Origin of the sequence: Pseudomonas sp. LAMO17WK12:I10, assembly GCF_900215185.1 — a bacterium.
GTDB lineage: Bacteria > Pseudomonadota > Gammaproteobacteria > Pseudomonadales > Pseudomonadaceae > Aquipseudomonas > Aquipseudomonas chlororaphis.
In genome coordinates this window covers 131,902-150,109 of the sequence record NZ_OBDX01000009.1, presented here as the reverse complement: position 1 = coordinate 150,109, position 18,208 = coordinate 131,902, and the positions used below count along the sequence as shown (strand labels likewise).

The 18,208-nt window shown below is 65.1% G+C and carries 14 protein-coding genes; 10 read left to right on the top strand and 4 right to left on the bottom strand.

Annotation, left to right across the window (positions count from 1 at the left end; translation table 11 throughout):
- The first annotated feature begins 90 nt into the window (after positions 1 to 90).
- From CRO75_RS12765 to CRO75_RS12720, 10 genes are all read left to right on the top strand, one after another.
- Positions 91 to 1,293, top strand: a complete 1,203-nt coding sequence (locus tag CRO75_RS12765) for an SfnB family sulfur acquisition oxidoreductase (RefSeq protein ID WP_009043404.1) — start codon at positions 91 to 93, stop codon at positions 1,291 to 1,293.
- A 10-nt stretch (positions 1,294 to 1,303) separates the two neighbouring features.
- Complete coding sequence (locus tag CRO75_RS12760; protein WP_097135736.1) at positions 1,304 to 1,780, top strand: acyl-CoA dehydrogenase; 477 nt, start codon at positions 1,304 to 1,306, stop codon at positions 1,778 to 1,780.
- Positions 1,780 to 3,198, top strand: a complete 1,419-nt coding sequence (locus CRO75_RS12755; RefSeq protein ID WP_097135733.1) for an LLM class flavin-dependent oxidoreductase — start codon at positions 1,780 to 1,782, stop codon at positions 3,196 to 3,198. The genes CRO75_RS12760 and CRO75_RS12755 overlap by 1 nt, the downstream gene beginning before the upstream one ends.
- A gap of 165 nt (positions 3,199 to 3,363) precedes the next feature.
- Positions 3,364 to 4,353 (top strand): AMP-binding protein, encoded by a 990-nt coding sequence (locus tag CRO75_RS12750; protein WP_097135731.1) that lies wholly within the window; start codon positions 3,364 to 3,366, stop codon positions 4,351 to 4,353.
- The gene (locus CRO75_RS12745) at positions 4,350 to 5,126 is read left to right on the top strand and encodes an ABC transporter ATP-binding protein (RefSeq protein WP_062825516.1); all 777 of its coding nucleotides are present in this window, start codon (positions 4,350 to 4,352) and stop codon (positions 5,124 to 5,126) included. The genes CRO75_RS12750 and CRO75_RS12745 overlap by 4 nt, the downstream gene beginning before the upstream one ends.
- Positions 5,126 to 6,007, top strand: a complete 882-nt coding sequence (locus CRO75_RS12740; RefSeq protein WP_097135729.1) for a branched-chain amino acid ABC transporter permease — start codon at positions 5,126 to 5,128, stop codon at positions 6,005 to 6,007. Before CRO75_RS12745 ends, CRO75_RS12740 begins: the two co-directional genes overlap by 1 nt.
- 4 nt (positions 6,008 to 6,011) lie before the next feature.
- The gene (locus CRO75_RS12735; RefSeq protein ID WP_097135727.1) at positions 6,012 to 7,061 is read left to right on the top strand and encodes a branched-chain amino acid ABC transporter permease; all 1,050 of its coding nucleotides are present in this window, start codon (positions 6,012 to 6,014) and stop codon (positions 7,059 to 7,061) included.
- 26 nt (positions 7,062 to 7,087) lie between these two features.
- Positions 7,088 to 8,428 (top strand): ABC transporter substrate-binding protein, encoded by a 1,341-nt coding sequence (locus tag CRO75_RS12730; protein WP_097135725.1) that lies wholly within the window; start codon positions 7,088 to 7,090, stop codon positions 8,426 to 8,428.
- A gap of 3 nt (positions 8,429 to 8,431) precedes the next feature.
- Positions 8,432 to 9,199 carry an ABC transporter ATP-binding protein gene (locus CRO75_RS12725; RefSeq protein ID WP_097135722.1) on the top strand — a complete coding sequence of 256 codons (768 nt, stop codon included), beginning with the start codon at positions 8,432 to 8,434 and terminating at the stop codon, positions 9,197 to 9,199.
- 14 nt (positions 9,200 to 9,213) lie between these two features.
- Positions 9,214 to 10,650 (top strand): FAD/NAD(P)-binding protein, encoded by a 1,437-nt coding sequence (locus tag CRO75_RS12720; RefSeq protein ID WP_097135720.1) that lies wholly within the window; start codon positions 9,214 to 9,216, stop codon positions 10,648 to 10,650.
- A 106-nt stretch (positions 10,651 to 10,756) separates the two neighbouring features.
- Here the strand turns inward: CRO75_RS12720 and CRO75_RS12715 are convergent, their stop codons facing one another.
- The 4 genes from CRO75_RS12715 to CRO75_RS12700 all read right to left on the bottom strand — a co-directional run bounded on the left by CRO75_RS12715 (position 10,757) and on the right by CRO75_RS12700 (position 18,162).
- A complete protein-coding gene (locus CRO75_RS12715) occupies positions 10,757 to 11,863 on the bottom strand; it encodes a Gfo/Idh/MocA family oxidoreductase (protein WP_097135718.1) in 1,107 nt (368 codons plus the stop codon).
- A 192-nt stretch (positions 11,864 to 12,055) separates the two neighbouring features.
- Entirely contained in the window at positions 12,056 to 15,787 is a 3,732-nt protein-coding gene (locus CRO75_RS12710) for an autotransporter serine protease (RefSeq protein WP_097135716.1), read from the bottom strand.
- A gap of 502 nt (positions 15,788 to 16,289) precedes the next feature.
- Positions 16,290 to 17,057 (bottom strand): SDR family oxidoreductase, encoded by a 768-nt coding sequence (locus CRO75_RS12705; RefSeq protein ID WP_097135714.1) that lies wholly within the window; start codon positions 17,055 to 17,057, stop codon positions 16,290 to 16,292.
- 37 nt (positions 17,058 to 17,094) lie between these two features.
- Complete coding sequence (locus CRO75_RS12700) at positions 17,095 to 18,162, bottom strand: phosphotransferase family protein (RefSeq protein ID WP_009043417.1); 1,068 nt, start codon at positions 18,160 to 18,162, stop codon at positions 17,095 to 17,097.
- Between the last annotated feature and the right edge of the window lie 46 nt (positions 18,163 to 18,208).

Here is an 18,208-nt window from a genome sequence, read left to right as displayed (position 1 = left end):
TGATTTATAAGACTTATAGTCTTCGGCACGACTTCTGCAATCTCCAGGTCAGAACGGATCTTCCGCATTCGACAGGACCTGGAGTCGGCCATGACAGCCACTGCTCAACCCACCCGAACCGCCCACATCATCCACTCCGACGCCGAGGCTATCGCCGTTGCCCGGACCCTGGCCGAACGTTTCGCCGTCGAAGCCAGCGTGCGCGATCGCGAGCGGCGCCTGCCGTTCGCCGAGTTGGACGAGTTCTCCGCCAGCGGCCTGTGGGGCATCACCATTCCCAAGGCCTACGGGGGCGCCGGGGTGTCCTACGTGACGGTGGCGCAGGTGATCAAGATCATTTCCGCCGCCGACTCGTCCCTCGGCCAGTTGCCGCAGAACCACCTGGGCGTGCTCGACATCCTGCTGCAGACCGCCAGCGAGGAGCAGAAGCGCTACTACTTCGCCAAGGTGCTGCAGGGCTATCGCTTCGGCAATGCGTTCTCCGAAGCCGGCAGCAAGCATGCCGGCGCCTTCGAGACCCGCATTCGTTTCAACGCCGACGGCGCGCGGATCGACGGCGAGAAGTTCTACTGCACCGGCGCCTTGTTCGCCCATATCGTGCCGGCGGTGGCGGTCGACGAAGAGAACAAGGCGTTCATCGCCTTTATCGAGCGGGACAACCCCGGCCTGACGGTGATCGACAGCTGGGACGGTTTCGGCCAGCGCACCACGGCCAGCGGCGGGGTCACCCTCGATGCGGTGCAGGTGCCACTGAGCGCGGTGATCCCGGCCCATCGCGCATTCGACGAGCCCACCGCCGACGGGCCGATCTCGCAGATCATCCAGGCGGCGGTGGACACCGGCCTGGCAGTCGGCGCCCTGGAAGAAGCCAAGCGCCACGCGCGCCAGTCGCGCCCCTGGATCGACAGTGGCCAGGATCATGGCTGGCAGGACCCGTTCACTATCGCCGCCATCGGCGACCTGGAATGGCGAGTGCACGGCACCGAGGCGATCCTGGAAAAAGCCGGCCTGGCCATCGACCAGGCACTGCGCGAACCCAACGAAGACACCGTGGCCCAGGCCTCGGTGGTGGTGGCGCAAGCCAAGGTGCTGTCGGCGGAAAGTGCCTTGCTCGCCAGCAGCAAGCTGTTCGAACTGGCCGGCACTCGCTCGGTGCTGGGCAAGTACAACCTCGACCGCTACTGGCGCAACGCGCGGACCCACACCTTGCATGACCCGGCGCGCTGGAAATACCACCTGATCGGCAACTTCCTGCTCAACGGCGTCAAGCCGGCCCGCCACGCCTGGAACTGAGGAACCGCCCATGAACGCATTGAGCCAAGCCACCGCCCATGAAAAACGCGCCGATGAACAGCCCGAGCACAGTCAGGACGACCTGCGCCGCGCCCGCGAACTGCTGCAATCGACCCTCAAGTTTGTCCGTGAGCAGGCCAAACCCTGGCCCGGCAGCGGCCTGGCCCGAGCCAGCGACGACCCTTATGTGATCAGCCGCTTTGGCGACCTGCTGATCCGTATCGAAGTCGCCGCCGCCCTGCAGGAACGGGCGCAATCCCTGCTCGCCAGGGAGCACGACGTCGCCGAAATCGGCGTGGCCCAGGCCGAGGCGGCCATCGCCAGCCGCGAGGCCTTGCTCGCGGTGAGCAACGCCGAGTTCGAGCTGACCGGCCAGCGCAGCCCGCTGCCCGCCGCGCAGGGTGAACCCTTGCGCTGGAAATACCCGTTGATCGGCAACTACCGCCTCAATGGTGTGGTGCCGCCCAGTTTCAGGAGTGCTGTTTGATGGCCCGGGAAATCCGTCTCAACGCGTTCGACATGAACTGTGTCGGCCACCAGTCGCCGGGCCTGTGGGCCCACCCCCGGGATCGCTCCTGGCAGTACAAGGACCTCGAATACTGGACCGACCTGGCGCGGATCCTCGAACGCGGCAAGTTCGACGGCCTGTTTATCGCCGATGTGCTGGGCATCTACGACGTCTACCAGGGCAACGGCGAGGCGGCGATCCGCCAGGCGGCCCAGGTGCCGGTCAACGACCCGCTGCAACTGATCCCGCCCATGGCCCTGGTCACCGAGCACCTGGGCTTCGGCCTGACCGCGTCGCTGTCGTTCGAGCATCCCTATCCCTTCGCCCGGCGTCTTTCGACCCTCGACCACCTGACCCGCGGCCGCGCCGGCTGGAACATCGTCACCTCCTACCTGGAAAGCGGGGCGAAGAACCTGGGGCAGAAAGCCCAGACCGAGCACGACGCCCGCTACGACTACGCCGAGGAATACCTGCAGGTTTGCTACAAGCTCTGGGAAGGCAGTTGGGAAGAGGGCGCGGTGCTGCGCGACCGGGAACGGCGGATCTTCAGCGACCCGAGCAAGATCCATGAGATCCAGCACTTCGGTAAACATTTCCAGGTGCCGGGCATCCACCTCTGCGAGCCTTCGCCGCAACGCACCCCGGTGCTCTTCCAGGCCGGGGCGTCGAGCCGTGGCAAGCAGTTCGCCGCCGAGCAGGCCGAGTGCGTGTTCGTCGCCGCGCCGTCCAAGGTGCTGCTGAAGAAGACCGTGGCCGATATCCGCCGCCGCGCCGCCGAGGCCGGGCGCGATCCGGCGCAGATCCTGATCTTCAACCTGCAGACGGTGATCCTCGGCGAGACCGACGCCAAGGCCAGGGCCAAGTTCGAGGAGTACAAGTCCTGGGTCAGCTACGAGGGCGCCATGGCGCTGATTTCCGGCTGGACCGGCATCGACTTCAGCCAGTTCAAGCCCGACGAGCCACTCAAGCATGTGCACACCAACGCCATCCAGTCGGCGGTGGAAGCCTTCTCCACGGCCGACCCGAACAAGGTCTGGACGCCCCATGAGCTAGCGGACTGGGTCGGCATCGGCGGCTTCGGCCCGCTGTTCGTCGGCAGCCCGGAAACCGTGGCCGACCTGCTCCAGGAGTGGGTCGAGGACACCGATGTGGACGGCTTCAACCTGGCCTATGCGCTGACCCACGAAACCTTTGTCGATGCCGTCGAACTGCTGGTCCCCGAGTTGCAGAAGCGCGGCGTGTACAAGACCGAATACGCCCCCGGCACCTTGCGCGAGAAGCTGTTCGGCGCCGGGCCGCGTTTGCCGCAGAACCATCCGGGCAGCGCTTATCGCGACCTGGCGGCCTTGCATCGCCAGGAGCAGCAGGTGGCCTCCATCCGGATACCGTCCCTGTAGCCGCTGCCGCAGGCTGCGATAGGTCCGAAGGACCTTCAGCGTCAGTGTGATCGTCACGACCTGTCGGTCGATCGCAGCCTTCGGCAGCGGCTACAGGTGCAGTGCAAACCAAAAAACAGCCAGCGGACCACCGCACGCTTTTGCCCAAGGAATCGAGGTCAGTCCATGAGCGTGCATGAACTCAAGCGTTCACCCCCGGCGGACGCGCGAACACCGGAACACACTGTGCTGCTGCCCGCGGCCCTGGAGCTGTTGCAGCACTGGGCGCAGGTCAGCCCGCTGGCCAGCGCGTTGCGTCACAAGCACCACGGCCATTGGTACAACTGGCGCTGGATCGACGCCGCGCGGGATGTCGAGCGCCTGGCCGACGGCCTGCGCCAACAGGGTTTCGACGAAGGCTCGCGACTGGCGTTGAGTGGCCTGTTCGAGCCCAACCTGCTGCTCCTGGCCCTGGCCGCGCAACGGGTGGGCGGCCAGGTGCTGACCCTGAGCGACGAGCTCGACCCGCAAGCCCTGCGCCAGGCCCTGTGGAACCTGCGCCCCAGCCATGCCTTCGTGCATTCGCGCCAGCAACTGCTGCGCTGGGTCGCGGCCGGCGAAAACGGCATGGCCCCGCAATTATTGATTGCCCATCAACCTGTTCCGCGCCTGCCGGAAGGTTCGCGCCAGCCGGTGCTGGCCTTCAGCGACCTGCTCGGCAGCCGGGAAAAGCCCCAGCGCCAGAACCACTGGCGGCATCCGGCCCATGCCGCGCAGCTGTGGAGCGAGGAGGGCACGCACTGGCCGGAAGGCCTGAGGGTCTTGCTGCACCAATGGCTGCACAGCGGCCATAGCCTGGCCTTCCCGGAAAGCCGCGGTTCGGCCAGCCGCGACCGCCGCGATGTCGCCCCCAGCGGCCTGCTGCTCTCGGGCCCTTGCCTGCAACGCCTGGCCGACGACATCGAAAGCCGCCTGGCGCCCGTGGGCAGTTGGCGCCGCCGCCTGTGCGACTGGGCCATTGCCCAGCCGCACCGCCCCCTGCAACGGCTGCTGAAGAACCGGGTGCGCCGGCTCCTGGGGTTCCAGCGCCTGGATTACATCTGGCAGGCCCCCGGCAACCCCTCGACACCTTCGGCGCCGGTGTGGCTGGCCGAACTCAAACGGAATATCGCATGAGCGCCGCCGACCCCATCCTGCAAGTCAATGCCATCTCCCTGTCGTTCAAGGGGGTGAAGGCGATCAACCAACTGTCCTTCGCGGTCGCGCGCGGCGAGATCTGCGCGCTGATCGGGCCCAACGGCGCCGGCAAGAGCTCCTTGCTCAATATCCTCAATGGCGTCTATCGCTTCGACGCCGGCTCGATTGTCTTCGACCGCGAAGCGTTCCAGCGCATCGACCCCTTGCAGGCCGCGCGCCGGGGCATCGGCCGCACCTTCCAGAACAACGCGCTGTTCAAGAAGATGAGCGTGATCGACAACCTGCTCAGCGGCCTGTCGCGGCACACCCGCGCCAGCTTTATCGAACAGGCCCTGGGGCTGCCCCGGGCGCGGCGCGAGGCCGAGGCCCATCGGCAACTGGCCCAGGGCATTCTCGAGTTCCTCGAGTTGCAGGCGCAGCGCGACGTGCCGGTGGGCAACCTGTCCTACGGCCTGCAAAAGCGCGTCGAGCTGGGCCGGGCCCTGATCGCCGGGCCCAGCCTGTTGCTGCTGGACGAGCCCATGGCCGGGATGAACGCCGAGGAAAAACAGGACATGGCGCGTTTCATCGCCGACATCAACCGCGACCTGGGCACCACGGTGGTGCTGATCGAGCACGATATGAACGTGGTCATGGACCTGTCCGACCATGTGGTGGTGCTGGACTACGGGCGCAAGGTCGGCGACGGCACCCCGGCCGAAGTGCAGGCCGACCCCGAGGTGATCGCCGCCTACCTGGGGGCGGTGCACTGATGAGCTTTTTCCTCGAAACCCTGCTGGGCGGCCTGCTGGCCGGCACCCTGTATTCGCTGGTGGCCATCGGCTTCGTGCTGATCTACAAGGCCAGCGGCGTGTTCAATTTCGCCCAGGGCGCGATGTTGCTGTTCGCCGCGCTGACCTTCGTCAGCCTGCACGACCAGGGCGTGCCCTTTGTCCTGGCGCTGCTGGCGACGGTGCTGGTGATGATCGCCGGCGCCTGGCTGATCGAGCGGCTGGTGCTGCGGCCATTGGTCAATCGTTCGCAGATCACCCTGTTCATGGCCACCCTGGGCCTGTCGTTCATCATCGAAGGCCTGGCCCAGGGGCTGATGGGCTCCCAGGTCAGGGCGCTGGACCTGGGCATCGACGACGTGCCGCTGTTCCTCGGGCCGTTGATGCTCAGCCAGTTCGACCTGATCGCCGCGGCCACGGCCGTGGTGCTGGTGACGGTGCTGGCGCTGCTGTTCAACAAGACCCGGATCGGTGTGTCGCTGCGGGCGGTGGCCGACGACACCACGGCCGCGCTGTCGATCGGCATCAACCTCAACCGCATCTGGCAGATCGTCTGGGCCGTGGCCGGCATCGTCGGGCTGGTGGCCGGGCTGCTCTGGGGCGCGCGCCAGGGCGTGCAGTTCTCGCTGTCGCTGGTGGTGCTCAAGGCTTTGCCGGTGCTGATCATCGGCGGCTTCACCTCGATCGGCGGGGCTATAGTCGGCGGGCTGATCGTCGGCGCCGCGGAGAACCTGGCCGAGGTCTACATCGGCCCGCTGATCGGCGGCGGCATCACCCCCTGGTTCGCCTATGTGCTGGCCCTGGCCTTCCTTTATATCCGTCCCGCCGGCCTGTTCGGCGAGCGCGCCATCGAGCGAGTCTGAACCCATGTCCATTCCCCTGACCCAGGCCACCGCGCCTGTGCTGTTGATCCCGCGCCGCCTGCCCTGGGGCCTGGGCGGCCTGCTGTTGCTGGCCCTGGTCGGCGTGCCCCTGGTGGGTAACGACTATTGGCTCAACGCCATTCTGATTCCGTTCCTGGTGCTGTCCCTGGCCGGGCTCGGCCTCAACCTGCTCACCGGCTACACCGGCCAGACCTCGGTCGGCGCCGCCGGCTTCATGGCGGTCGGAGCCTTCGCCACCTATGGCTTCCTGCTGCGCCTGCCGGAGCTGGGCCTGCCCCTGGCGCTGCTCGGCGGCGGCTTGATCAGCGCGGCGGTGGGCTGGCTGTTCGGCCTGCCCAGTTCGCGGATCAAGGGCTTCTACCTGATGGTCACCACCCTGGCGGCGCAGTTCTTCCTGGAGTGGCTGTTCGTCAAGTTTCCCTGGTTCTACAACTACGGCTCCTCGGGGACCATCTCGGCGCCCCGGCTGAGCCTGTTCGGCCATGACCTCAATACCCCGGTCGGGCGTTACCTGCTGACCCTGGCCTGCGTGCTGCTGTTGACCTGGGTCGCGTTGAACCTGGTGCGCAGCCAGGTCGGGCGCAACTGGATGGCGATTCGCGACATGGACACCGCGGCGGCGGTGATCGGCATTCCGGTGGCGCGCTACAAGCGCCTGGCGTTCGCCGTCAGTTCCTTCTACCTGGGCATCGCCGGCGCCCTGTGGGCCTTCGCCTACCTGGGCACCGCCAGCGCCAGCAGCTTCGATATCAATCGTTCGTTCCAGATCCTGTTCATCATCATTATCGGCGGCATGGGCAGCGTGGCCGGCAACTTCGTCGGCGCGGCCTTTATCAGCCTGCTGCCGATCCTGTTGAGCCACGCCGGGCAAACCCTGGCGGGCGGTGCGGTGGATGCCGGGCAGTTGCAGAACCTGCAGAAAATCATCTTCGGCGTGCTGATCATCCTGTTCCTGATCAAGGAGCCGGAGGGCTTGATCCGCTTGTTGGGCAATCTCCGTCAACGGCTGGGGCAGTGGCCGCTGCGTTTCTGAATTCCACTCCTGAGTAGAGAGAAGATATGCGTGCATCCTTGAAACGTTCCCTGGCCGGCGTCGCGGTGGCGCTGGCGATCCTCGGCGGCGCGGCGCCCGTGGCGCAGGCCGCGGCGGACCAGCAGTTCTTTCCGCTGGCCACTTACCGGGTCGGCGCCTATGCCTCCAGCGGGGTGCAGGTGTGGGCCGGCATGATCGACTACCTGAACTACATCAATCAGGTGGAAGGCGGGATCAACGGGGTCAAGCTGGTCTGGCAGGAGTGCGAGACCGAGTGGACGGCGGAGAAGGGCATCGAGTGCTACGAGCGCTTCAAGAACGGCCTGGATGGCGCGCCGGTGGCGGTCTACCAGCCCAACGGCGCACCGGCGGCCTATGCCCTGAGCGAGCGCGCCGAGGTCGACAAGATCCCGCTGATCACCCTGGGTTACGGCCGTACCGAAGCCACCGACGGCACGGTGTTTCCCTATAACTTCCCGGTGATGCTGACCTTCTACAGCGAGGCGTCGACCCTGGTGAACTATATCGCCGAGCGCGAGGGCGGCTTCGACAAGCTCAAGGGCAAGAAGATCGCCACGGTCTACCACGATTCGGCCTATGGCCGGGAAACCCTCGGCCCGCTGAAGCTGCTGGCGCAGAAGTACGGCTTCGAGAACATCCAGATTCCGGTGGCCGATCCGGGTAACGAGCAGTCGGCGCAATGGCGCCAGGTGCGCCAGCAGAACCCCGACTGGGTGTTCCTGCGCACCTGGGGCGTCTCGACCCCGGTGGCGGTGAAGACCGCCGCGCGCTTCGGCTTCCCGGTGGACCACATCATCGGCGACATCTGGGCCAGCTCCAGCGAAGACGTATTGCCGGCCGGCGCGGCGGCCAAAGGCTACCTGGCGCTGACGCCTTATCCGGCGGGAAGCGATTTCGACATCCACCGGCGTCTCAAGCAACACATCCTCGACCAGGGTAAGAGTGACCTTGCGGACCTGAAGAACTTCGGCAGCGTGTACTACAACTCCGGGCTGGTGAACGCCGCGGTGGCGGTCGAAGCGATCCGCACCGCCCAGGGCAAGTTCGGCCAGCGCCCGCTCAACGGCGAAGAAGGCCGCTGGGGCCTGGAGCACCTGAACATCGACGACGCCCGGCTCAAGGCCATGGGTTACCTGGGGTTGATGCAGAACCTCAAGCTGTCCTGCCGCGATCACGAGGGCGGCGGTTCGGCGCGGGTGCAGCAGTGGGACGGCGCCCACTGGACCCTGATCAGCGACTGGATCGCCGCCGACCGCGCCTTGCTGCGGCCGCTGATCGACGAGAAGTCGGCGGCCTTCGCCAAGGAGAAGAACCTCACGCCACGCAGCTGCGCCGGGGATGAATGAAGCATGAGCCAGACCGCTCCGGCCGCTACGGCCGACGACCTGTTGCAGGTGCGCGATATCGAGGTGATCTACGATGGTGCGATTCTCGCGGTGGCCGGGGTCTCCCTGAGCGTGCCCGAGGGCGGCATAGTCGCCTTGCTGGGGGCCAACGGCGCCGGCAAGAGCACCAGCCTCAAGGCGATCTCCGGGCTGCTGCGCGCCGAGCGGGCCGAGGTCAGCTGTGGCTCGATCGCCTTTCTCGGCCAGGACAGCGCCGGCGTCGATCCGAGCCAGCGGGTGCGCCAGGGCATGGTCCATGTGCTGGAGGGGCGCCATGTGTTCCCGCAGTTGACGGTGGAGGACAACCTGCGCAGCGGCGGTTTTGTCCGTGGCTTGAGCCGCCGGGAGCTGGCCGCCGACCTGGAGCGCATCTACGCCTGGTTCCCGCGCCTGAAGACCAAGCGCGGCACCCGCGCCGGGCTGACCTCGGGCGGCGAGCAGCAGATGGTCGCCCTCGGCCGCGCGCTGATGACCCGGCCGCGCCTGGTGCTGCTGGACGAACCGTCCATGGGCCTGGCGCCGATCATCGTCCAGGAGATTTTCGAAATCGTCGCGCAACTCAATCGCGAGGCGCGGGTGAGCTTCCTGATCGCCGAACAAAACATTAATGTGGCGCTCAAGTACGCCTCCAGGGCCTACGTGCTCGACACCGGGCGCGTGGCCTGGTCCGGCACGACCGATGAACTGCTGGCCCGGGGCGATCTGCAGGACTTCTACCTAGGCAGGCACTGACCCGTGAGAACCCCATGAGCCAAACACCCAACGGACAGGCGAGCGGCGCCACCCGTGACGCCGATGTGCTGATTGTCGGCGGCGGCCTGAGTGGCGCCTTGCTCGCCGCCCAACTGCTGCGCCTGCCGGGCCGGCGCCAGGTGCTAGTGATCGAGCCGCGCAGCGAACTGGGGCGCGGCGAGGCCTACAGCGCCGTCGAACTGGGTCACACCCTGAACGGCAACGCCGCGCGCATGAGCGTCGACCCGGACAACGCCGATGACCTGACTCAATGGCTGACCGATTACATCGCCGCCGGTGGCTGGCCGGAGTCGAAGCAGCAGCCTGTGCCCATCAGCGAGCTGTTTCCTCCGCGCGGGATCTTCGGCCTGTATGTCCAGCAGCGGCTGGCCGAGGCCCAGGCGATGGGCGCCTCGCAGGGCTCGACGGTGGCGCATGTGCGCGCCGAGGTGGTGGGCTTGCAGGCCGACGCCGAGGGTGCCTGGCTGACCCTCAACGACGGCCAGCAACTACGCGGCGCCTTTGCCGTGCTGGCCACCGGCATGTTCCCGGCGGCACGCACGCCGCAGACCCAGTCCAGTGGCCTCAATGCCGCCGCGCTGGACCCCTGGGACGTTTCGGCCATGAGCCGGCTCGACCCGCAGGCCACGGTGCTGATCATCGGCTCCGGGCTGACCATGGTCGACGCCGTGGTGTCCCTGGAGCAGGCCGGGCATCGCGGGCCGATCGAGGTGTTCTCGCGCCACGGCCTGTTGCCCCATGTGCGGCGCCAGCCACCGGCCTGGGTCGACTTCCTCGCCGAGGATCCCAGCCTGCGCAGCCCGCGCCAGTTGCTGCGCGAGCTGCGTCGGCAATGTCGCCAGGCCCTGGCGAATGGCGTGGACTGGCAGGCGCCGCTGGACACGGTGCGTGCCCATATCGGGCGCTTGTGGAGCCAGGCCACGGACGTGCAGCGCCGGCAGTTCGTGCGCCATGTGCGGCCGTGGTGGGAAAGCCATCACCACCGTTCGCCGCCGCTGAGCGCCGAGCTGGTGGCGCGTTTGCACGGGGAAGGGCGCTTGCGCATCCAGGCGGCCTCGTTCAAGGGCCTGGAGCCTTCGGCGGATGGGCGCCTGGCGATTTGCATCCGCCGCCGTGGCGAAGCGCAAGCCCGCTGGGTCGCGGGGGATGCGCTGATCAACTCCAGCGGCATCGAATACGACTGGCGCCGGGTCGCTCGGCCGTTGCCGCAGCAACTGCTGGCCCGTGGCCTGATCACGCCGGGGCCGCTGGCCCTGGGGATCTGTGCCGATGCTGGCGGCGCGGTGGTGGATGGCGAAGGGCAGGTCGCCCGCCGGCTGTTCGCCATGGGCCCGCCCTTGCGCGGCATGTGGTGGGAAAGCACCGCGGTGACCGACGTGGCCAGCCAGGCCAAGGCTCTGGCCGCACGCCTGGCGGCATTACCCTTGTAGCCGCTGCCGCAGGCTGCGAACGGCTGCGCAGCAGACGCCGCGATCCTGAGGCCGCCAAGCAAGGTCCTGCGGACCTTTTCGCAGCTTCGCCTTGGCTCAGCAGCGGCTACAGGGTCACCCAGCGCTGTTCGGCGGCGGCAAGGCGGATCGCCGCCGCCAGGCGCTCGACCTGCCAGGCCTCGGCGAAATCCGTCCCGTCTTGCCCTTGGCCGCTAAGCGCCATGATCAGCTCATGGACCTCCAGGGTCTTGAGCTCGTTGTAGCCCAGTTGATGCCCCGGGGCCGGGCTAAAGGCGGCGTAGCCGGGCAGGGCGGGCCCGGCCAGCAGGCGCTGGAAGCCGCTATCGCCGGCCCGGTACAGGCGCAGTTCGTTGAGGCGTTCCTGGTCGAAGGCCAGGGTGCCGCGGGTGCCGCTGATCTCGAAACTCAGGTGGTTCTTGTAGCCGTGTTTGAGCCAGCTGCTGCTGAAGGTGCCGCGGGCGCCGCTGGCGAAACGCAGCAGGGCGTGGGCCTGGTCGTCCACGGCGATCGGGCGCTGCTCCTGGCTACCGGCGCTGGCCGGGCGTTGGTGGTGCACGGTCTGGCTGTCGGCGCAGACCGCCTCGACCTCGCCCAGCAGATAACGCGCCATGGCCAGCAGGTGGCTGCCCAGGTCGGCCAGGGCGCCACCGGCGTGCTGCGGATCGCAGCGCCAGGAGAAGGGCGAGGCCGGGTCGGCCATGAAGTCTTCGCTGAATTCGCCCTGGAAGCTGACGATCTGCCCCAGTTCGCCGCTGTCGATCAGCGCCTTGGCCTGCACGATCATCGGGTTGTGCTGGTAGTTGTAGCCGACCCGGGTGACCACCCCGGCGGCCTTGGCCGCTTGCTGCATCTGCTGCGCCTGTTCGACGCTGACCGCCAGGGGCTTTTCGCAGTACACCGCCTTGCCGGCCTTCAGGGCGGCCATGGCCATGGGGAAGTGCAGGTGATTGGGGGTGGTGATCGCCACCAGGTCGACCCTGGGGTCGTCGATCAGCCGTTGCCAGTCGCCGTGAGCCCGGGCGAAACCCCAGGCCGCGGCGCAATGTTCGGCGCGCTGGCGGTCGGCATCGGCCAGCGCCGCCAGGTGCAGGCGCACCGGCAACTCGAACACCGCGCTGACATTACGGAACGCCAACGCATGGGCCCGGCCCATGAAGCCCGTGCCGATCAAGCCTATTCCAAGTTCACCCATCGCCGACCCCTTGCAGAATTGTTGTTGTAAGGAGTGCTCTTTATGGAATAAAAATTCCGTAATTGCAATCTATGGAATAAATTTTCAGCAGCGCGCTGCTGCTCGGCAACCCGGCCGGGAAAGCCGAAGGGCGCAAATAAAAAGGGTGCAATGAACAGTCATTGCACCCATGGGCCGATCACCTGAGCAGGGTCAGAACTGGAAGGTGAACCCCAGGTTGACCGAGCTGCCACCGCCATGGCCGGACACCAGCCCGGTGTAGTTCAGCGACACCAGGGTGTCTTTGCTCATGGCCATTTCCGCAGCGGCCTTGACCACCGCGCCATCGCGAGACACCGGCACGCCGTTCACCGCAAAGGCCGCCGCACTGCCGGCAAATTTCAATGAGGTTTCACGATCCAGGTCGCCGTACTGGTGTTCCCAGCCCAGCTCGCCACGCAAGGTCACCGAGCGGGTGGCGCTCACCGGCAATTGCGTATGACCTCGCAGGCCAAGGGTCGAGAGCGTGGCGTCCTGGCTTTGCTTGCTGCCATGCAAGGCTGCTGCACCGCCGCGTTCCTTGAACGAGTCGTTCTGGAAGTTGATGTAGCTGAGGTTGGCGAAGGGCTCGAAAGCCGCCCACCGGGTGTAGCCGATTTCGCCGAACACCTGATCGGTACGCGCGTTGTAGTTGGCTTTTTCATGGCTCGACTGGTTGCCGTACGCCACGTCACGGGAAGTGTCGAAGCGGTGCCAGGTGGTGGCTCCGCCGAGGCGCAGGGCGATGCTGTCGAAACGTTTGCCGCCATAGATCGACAGGTGATAGTTGTCGCTGTCGGCGGAAGTCCTGGAGGCTCCGTTCAGATCGGTTCTGGTGTAGCCGGTTGCCGCACCGACGCGCCAGCCATCGCCGACGTCGGTGTCCAGACCGAGCAGGACGCCGGTGGTGGAAGTGCTGTAGCGCGTGGCGTTGTGATCGGCGTCGACTTGCCTGTGGCCGCCGAGCAATTGCACCCAGCCACCATTGCTGCTGGCCTGGATATCCATATCGGTATCCAGGACCTGAGCCTGTTGCAGGCGGCCGTTGACTGCGTCGCGCAGGTAACGGCTGTCAGCGATCTGCGCAGCGGCGATGTCGGAGTGCACCTGGCCATCGAGCTGGTTGAAGGCTTGTCGCGCCAGTTCCGCCGAGTCGGAGGCCAGGATGCTCTCGTACACCGGATTACCTGCGCTCAATGTGTCGATGGCGCTGGCGACGGCACGCTCGTTACGGGTCAAGGCTACGCTGGCGAACGCGGTCTGGTTGCGGTAGATGCCCAGGTTCAGCTGGTTCGGCTGGTAGTTCAGGCGGGTGTCGAGGAACAAGAAACCGGGGGCGACGGAAGCGAACTGGCCGTTGATACCCTGGCTGGCGCTGAGGATGTTGAACTGCTGGCCCAGGTAGCTGCTGGCCTGGGCCGCAGACAGCAGGTTGGGGCTGTTTTCCATGGAGAGGGTGACCTGTCCGCCGTTGAGAGTAGCCACGCCCGTGCTCTGGAGGGTGTCGGTCTGCCCGTTGGCGGCGACTTCCACCGCGTACACCGAACCCGGGTTGAACGTGACGTCGCCGGTGTGCAGGGTGCCGACCGAATGGCCGGGGGCCACGGTACCGCCGTTATTCACCAGCAGGGTGCCGATGCTGCCGTTACCCGCCAGGGTGCCGCCGATACGGGTGACCACCTGGTTATTGGCATCGACGGTGCCCACGGCGCTGCCATCGACCGTCACGCTGGAGGTCAAGCTGCCGTCCACCGAGAGCTTGCCGCCACGGACCCAGGTACTGCCCGAATAGCTGCTCTGGCCGTCGAGTAGCAGTTCCCCATCCCCGGACTTTATCAGGCTGCCGACATAGGTCTGGCCGGTCAGCGGGTCCAGGCCGCGGGTCAGCGTTGCCTGTTCCCGGGTCATGCCGATCTCGTACTGGAATTGATCGTCCGCCGAGGCCCCGGCCGGTAGACCGTTGCCCCAACCTTTGTGCTGCTTGATCGCGCTCCAGGTGGCCTGTTCGGCGGCGTCTTCACTGCGTCGGGCACGGATCGCTTCGTCGGAGATGTCGTTGGCCCAGATATCGCGGGTGCCGGCGGGCAGCGCCACGGCCAGTGCTCCGACGAACTGTCCCGGGCCCTGCATGGCCTTTTTCAGGTTGGGCAGGCCCCAGCCGTTGACCACGCCTGGCACCTGCGGGGTGCCGGGAGCGGCGTCGTGCACCGGTTGCAGGTTGTCGTAGGTGCGTCCGCCCGTTCGGTCGCCGACCGCGGTGTCCGGGCCGTCCGGGGTTTGCAGGGTGGAGGTGGTCAGCAAGACATCGCGGGCCTGGCTCGCGGTCATGTAGGGAAAGCGCTGGATCACCAGGGCCAGGGCGCCGGAAACGCTGGGGGCGGCCGCCGAGGTGCCGTTGGCGTTGGGGATGATCTCGCCTTCCGGTCCTGCGGACGGAATGCCGGAAACCCCCATGACGCACCACCACTTGGAGGTGCCGCAGCGGTTGTAGACCTGGGCGCCGCTCTCGTCATAACCGGTGATGGACAGCCACTTGGATTCCAGGTCCGGCTTGAAATAGGGGAGGTTGGCGTTGGTGTCCGGGTTGGCGCCATGGCTGTCGTTGCCGGCGGAGATGATCTGGATGAACGAGTACTGCCGGCCGGCGTCGGCCATGGCATCCATCCAGGTCTTCTGGCCCGCGTGGGCCTTGTCCCAGAACGGCCGGTAGGCGGCGGTCATGTCCCTGAGGATATCCTGCGGGCTGTCGCCGACAGTGCCGAAGTGGTTCTCTACGTCATTACGCGAGTTCTGCCCCCAGCTCTGGTTGACGATCGACACTTTTTTCGCCGCCAGCGCGTCGTAGCTGGCCATGAAGGCGTTGTAGTCGAGGTCGTTGGAGCCTTGATAACGGTCGTTGTCGCTGCCGCCGGTGTTGGCCACGAACAGATTGGCGTCGAAGGCGATGCCGTGCATGCCGGTACCATTGCGACTGGCTGCCAGTACTCCGGACATTTCCGTGCCGTGGCCGTCGTTGAAGCTCGGGTCGTACTCACCCGCAATACTGAAGTGCTCACCTTTGTGGAACTCGCCGGCAGGCACCTCCAACCGATAGCGCGGATGGGTTGCGTAGTATTCGCCGGTAGAGGTGACTGCCTGCACACGGTTTTCGCCTGCGGCGTTCTTGCCCTGGAATTCCGAATGTTCACTGAGGATGCCCGAGTCCAGCACGCCGACGTTTACCCCTTTCCCGGTGATACCCAGGGCATAGGCGTAATAGGCGTTGGTCCGGTCCAGGCCGGAGTTGACCTGGGCTTCCGGAGTCTTCCAGGTTTGCGCGTTATTGCTCCAGTTGCCGGTCGCGGCGGACCATGACTGTCCGGCATTGAGTTGTTTGTGCAGGTCCGTGGCCACACCCGGCTCTATATAGGTATAAGGTTGGGCCGCCGGCAGGTTGGCAATAATCGCTTTGGCGAAATCGAATATGTTCTGGGTATAACGGCCGGAGTTGCTGAACAGGCGGCTTTTATAGCGATCCAGATTGTTGTTGTAATCAAGTGGCTTGCTCGTATCGCCGAGCATTGCACTGATCGACAGGTTTTCCGTCTGCAACTCGTAGTTCTGCTGGAGCAACGAGTCGAACTTTGTCGATTGTGCGGCAAACTCTTTGGCTGCCAGGTCCAGGGTATTGCCTACACCAAAACGCAAGTTGGTATACACGGCGGTACCCGGCGCGAATGACGCAGCGGCTTTCCTGAACGCAGCCTCCAATACCTGGGGTGTATAGGGCGAGCCGGTGGGCGGATTATCTGCCAGAGCCATCTGGCCCTGACCCAGCCACAAGGCGATGGCCATTGCGACAGGGCTCAGGGAAGCCGGTTTTAAATGGTTGCTGCGTTTGTCTGAAGCGATACCTGCTACGTCCATGTTCCTTTTCCTTGAGATATGTCCTTGGTCGAAACTGATGTTTCGATCTCTTGTAATAGGCAGGGTGTAAATGATGGGCTGAAACAAAGGTGCTGTTTAGAAGCACGTGGTGTGCTTATTGTTTTTACTGAGCAATAGGGAGTTCAGTCTCGGTTATCGTTACTGTATCGCTTGATACTCACTAGGTGGTACATATTGGGAAGTCGACAATCAACGAATGGTTAGTTGTTGATCCTCAAGTTGTTTTTCTTTAAGACACACATCGACCTCCGCTGTTTTCAAACAATGGTTTTTCGCATGAGTGGTGTTGCAGAAAACTAACTGCGAGAGGGTTATAGCATGACAAATGAGCGTGTAACAAAATATTTATAGAGTGTTACGAGCTTGATACCAGAACTGTGACAGGTTTGGTTTTCTGTTTGAGAAAGGTTGGGGCGAGGTGCTGGTGCCGGGCACTAAAAAGGCAGCCCGCAGGCTGCCTTTGTTGTATTGCGAAGGTCGATCAGGACAGGAAACCGCCGTCCACATTCAGCGATACGCCCGTGGTGTAGCTCGAGGCATCACTGGCCAGGTAGAGCACGGCGCCGGCCATTTCGCTCGGGTCGGCCACGCGCTTGAGGGGGATCTGCGCCAGGGCGGTCTTGAGGATGGCGTCGTTCTTCACCAGCGCCGAGGCGAACTTGGTGTCGGTCAGGCCCGGCAGCAGGGCGTTGCAGCGGATACCGAACTGCGCGCATTCCTTGGCGAAGACCTTGGTCATGTTGATCACCGCGGCCTTGGTCACCGAGTAGATGCCCTGGAAGATGCCCGGGGACACGCCGTTGATCGAAGCCACGTTGATGATGCTGCCGCCGCCGCTGTCGCGCATCAGCTTGCCGGCCTCCACCGACATGAAGAAGTAGCCGCGGATGTTCACATCGACGGTCTTCTGGAAGGCGCTCAGGTCAGTGTCCAGCACGTTGCAGAACTGCGGGTTGGTGGCGGCGTTGTTGACCAGGATGTCCAGGCGCCCGAACTGTTCGCGGATACCGGCGAACACCTGGCTGATCTGCTCCATCTCGCCGATATGGCAGGCGATGGCGGTGGCCTTGCCGCCAGCGGCGACGATGGCGTCGGCCACATGCTGGCAGCCTTCGAGCTTGCGGCTCGAGACGATCACATGGGCGCCTTGCTGGGCCAGCAGCTTGGCGATGGCTTCACCGATGCCGCGGCTGGCGCCGGAGACGAAAGCGATCTTGCCGTCGAGGTCGAACAACTGAGTCTTGGACATGGTTTTTCCTTATTGTGTGCCTGGCGCGTCGGGACGATCAGAGGCTGGATTTCTTGATGACTTGCAGGCTCATCTGCTCCAGCAGCTTGTTCATGTGAATGAACTGCGCGAAGCGTTTGTCCTGGGTCTGGCCATGGAAGAAGCGGTAGTAGATCTGTTGCACGATGCCGGCCAGGCGGAACAGGCCGTAGGTGTAGTAGAAGTCGAAATTGCCGATCTGGATGCCGGCGCGTTCGGCGTAATAGTCGACAAACTGCTGGCGAGTCAGCATGCCCGGGGCGTTGCTCGGCTGGCGGCGCATCAGTTGCACCGGCGCCGGGTCGCCCGCTTCGATCCAGTAGGCCAGGGTGTTGCCCAGGTCCATCAGCGGATCGCCGAGGGTGGTCAGCTCCCAGTCCAGCACGCCGATGATCTGCATCGGGTTGGCCGGGTCGAGGATCACGTTGTCGAAGCGGTAATCGTTGTGCACGATGCTGGAGGTCGGGTGATCGGCCGGCATCTTGTCGTTGAGCCAGGCCTTGACCGCTTCCCACTTGGGCGCATCCGGGGTCAGGGCTTTCTCGTAGCGGTCGCTCCAGCCCTTGATCTGGCGTTGCACATAACCTTCGGGCTTGCCCAGGTCGCTCAGGCCGCAGGCCTTGTAGTCGACGCGGTGCAGCTCGACGAACTTGTCGATGAAGCTCTTGCACAGGGCTTCGGTCCTGGCCGCGTCGAAACCCAGCTCCGGCGGTAGGTCGGAGCGCAGGATGATGCCCTTGACCCGTTCCATCACATAGAACTCGGCGCCGATCACCGATTCGTCGGTGCAGTGCACATAGGCTTTCGGGCAATACGGAAAGCCGTCCTTGAGCTGGTTGAGGATGCGGTATTCGCGGCCCATGTCGTGGGCCGACTTGGCCTTGTGGCCGAAGGGCGGGCGGCGCAGGACGAATTCCTGCCCGGGGTATTCCAGCAGGTAGGTCAGGTTCGAAGCGCCGCCCGGAAACTGGCTGATCTGCGGGGTGCCGGTCAGGCCCGGAATATGCGCCTTGAGGTACGGATCGATCAGGTTGGCATCGAGTTCCTCGCCGGAGCGAGTACGGGTGGACTGGTCAGTAAGCGCCATGCTTATCCCTTCTGCTTATTCTGGAGGCCAGAGATTATTGGCTAAT

Coding starts and splice junctions, on each gene's coding strand:
- CRO75_RS12740 (WP_097135729.1), top strand. CDS start 5,126: ATGAGCTTTTTCCTCGAAACCCTGCTGGGCGGCCTGCTGGCCGGCACC.
- CRO75_RS12705 (WP_097135714.1), bottom strand. CDS start 17,057: ATGTCCAAGACTCAGTTGTTCGACCTCGACGGCAAGATCGCTTTCGTC.
- CRO75_RS12715 (WP_097135718.1), bottom strand. CDS start 11,863: ATGGGTGAACTTGGAATAGGCTTGATCGGCACGGGCTTCATGGGCCGG.
- CRO75_RS12700 (WP_009043417.1), bottom strand. CDS start 18,162: ATGGCGCTTACTGACCAGTCCACCCGTACTCGCTCCGGCGAGGAACTC.
- CRO75_RS12735 (WP_097135727.1), top strand. CDS start 6,012: ATGTCCATTCCCCTGACCCAGGCCACCGCGCCTGTGCTGTTGATCCCG.
- CRO75_RS12720 (WP_097135720.1), top strand. CDS start 9,214: ATGAGCCAAACACCCAACGGACAGGCGAGCGGCGCCACCCGTGACGCC.
- CRO75_RS12745 (WP_062825516.1), top strand. CDS start 4,350: ATGAGCGCCGCCGACCCCATCCTGCAAGTCAATGCCATCTCCCTGTCG.
- CRO75_RS12760 (WP_097135736.1), top strand. CDS start 1,304: ATGAACGCATTGAGCCAAGCCACCGCCCATGAAAAACGCGCCGATGAA.
- CRO75_RS12755 (WP_097135733.1), top strand. CDS start 1,780: ATGGCCCGGGAAATCCGTCTCAACGCGTTCGACATGAACTGTGTCGGC.
- CRO75_RS12765 (WP_009043404.1), top strand. CDS start 91: ATGACAGCCACTGCTCAACCCACCCGAACCGCCCACATCATCCACTCC.
- CRO75_RS12730 (WP_097135725.1), top strand. CDS start 7,088: ATGCGTGCATCCTTGAAACGTTCCCTGGCCGGCGTCGCGGTGGCGCTG.
- CRO75_RS12725 (WP_097135722.1), top strand. CDS start 8,432: ATGAGCCAGACCGCTCCGGCCGCTACGGCCGACGACCTGTTGCAGGTG.
- CRO75_RS12710 (WP_097135716.1), bottom strand. CDS start 15,787: ATGGACGTAGCAGGTATCGCTTCAGACAAACGCAGCAACCATTTAAAA.
- CRO75_RS12750 (WP_097135731.1), top strand. CDS start 3,364: ATGAGCGTGCATGAACTCAAGCGTTCACCCCCGGCGGACGCGCGAACA.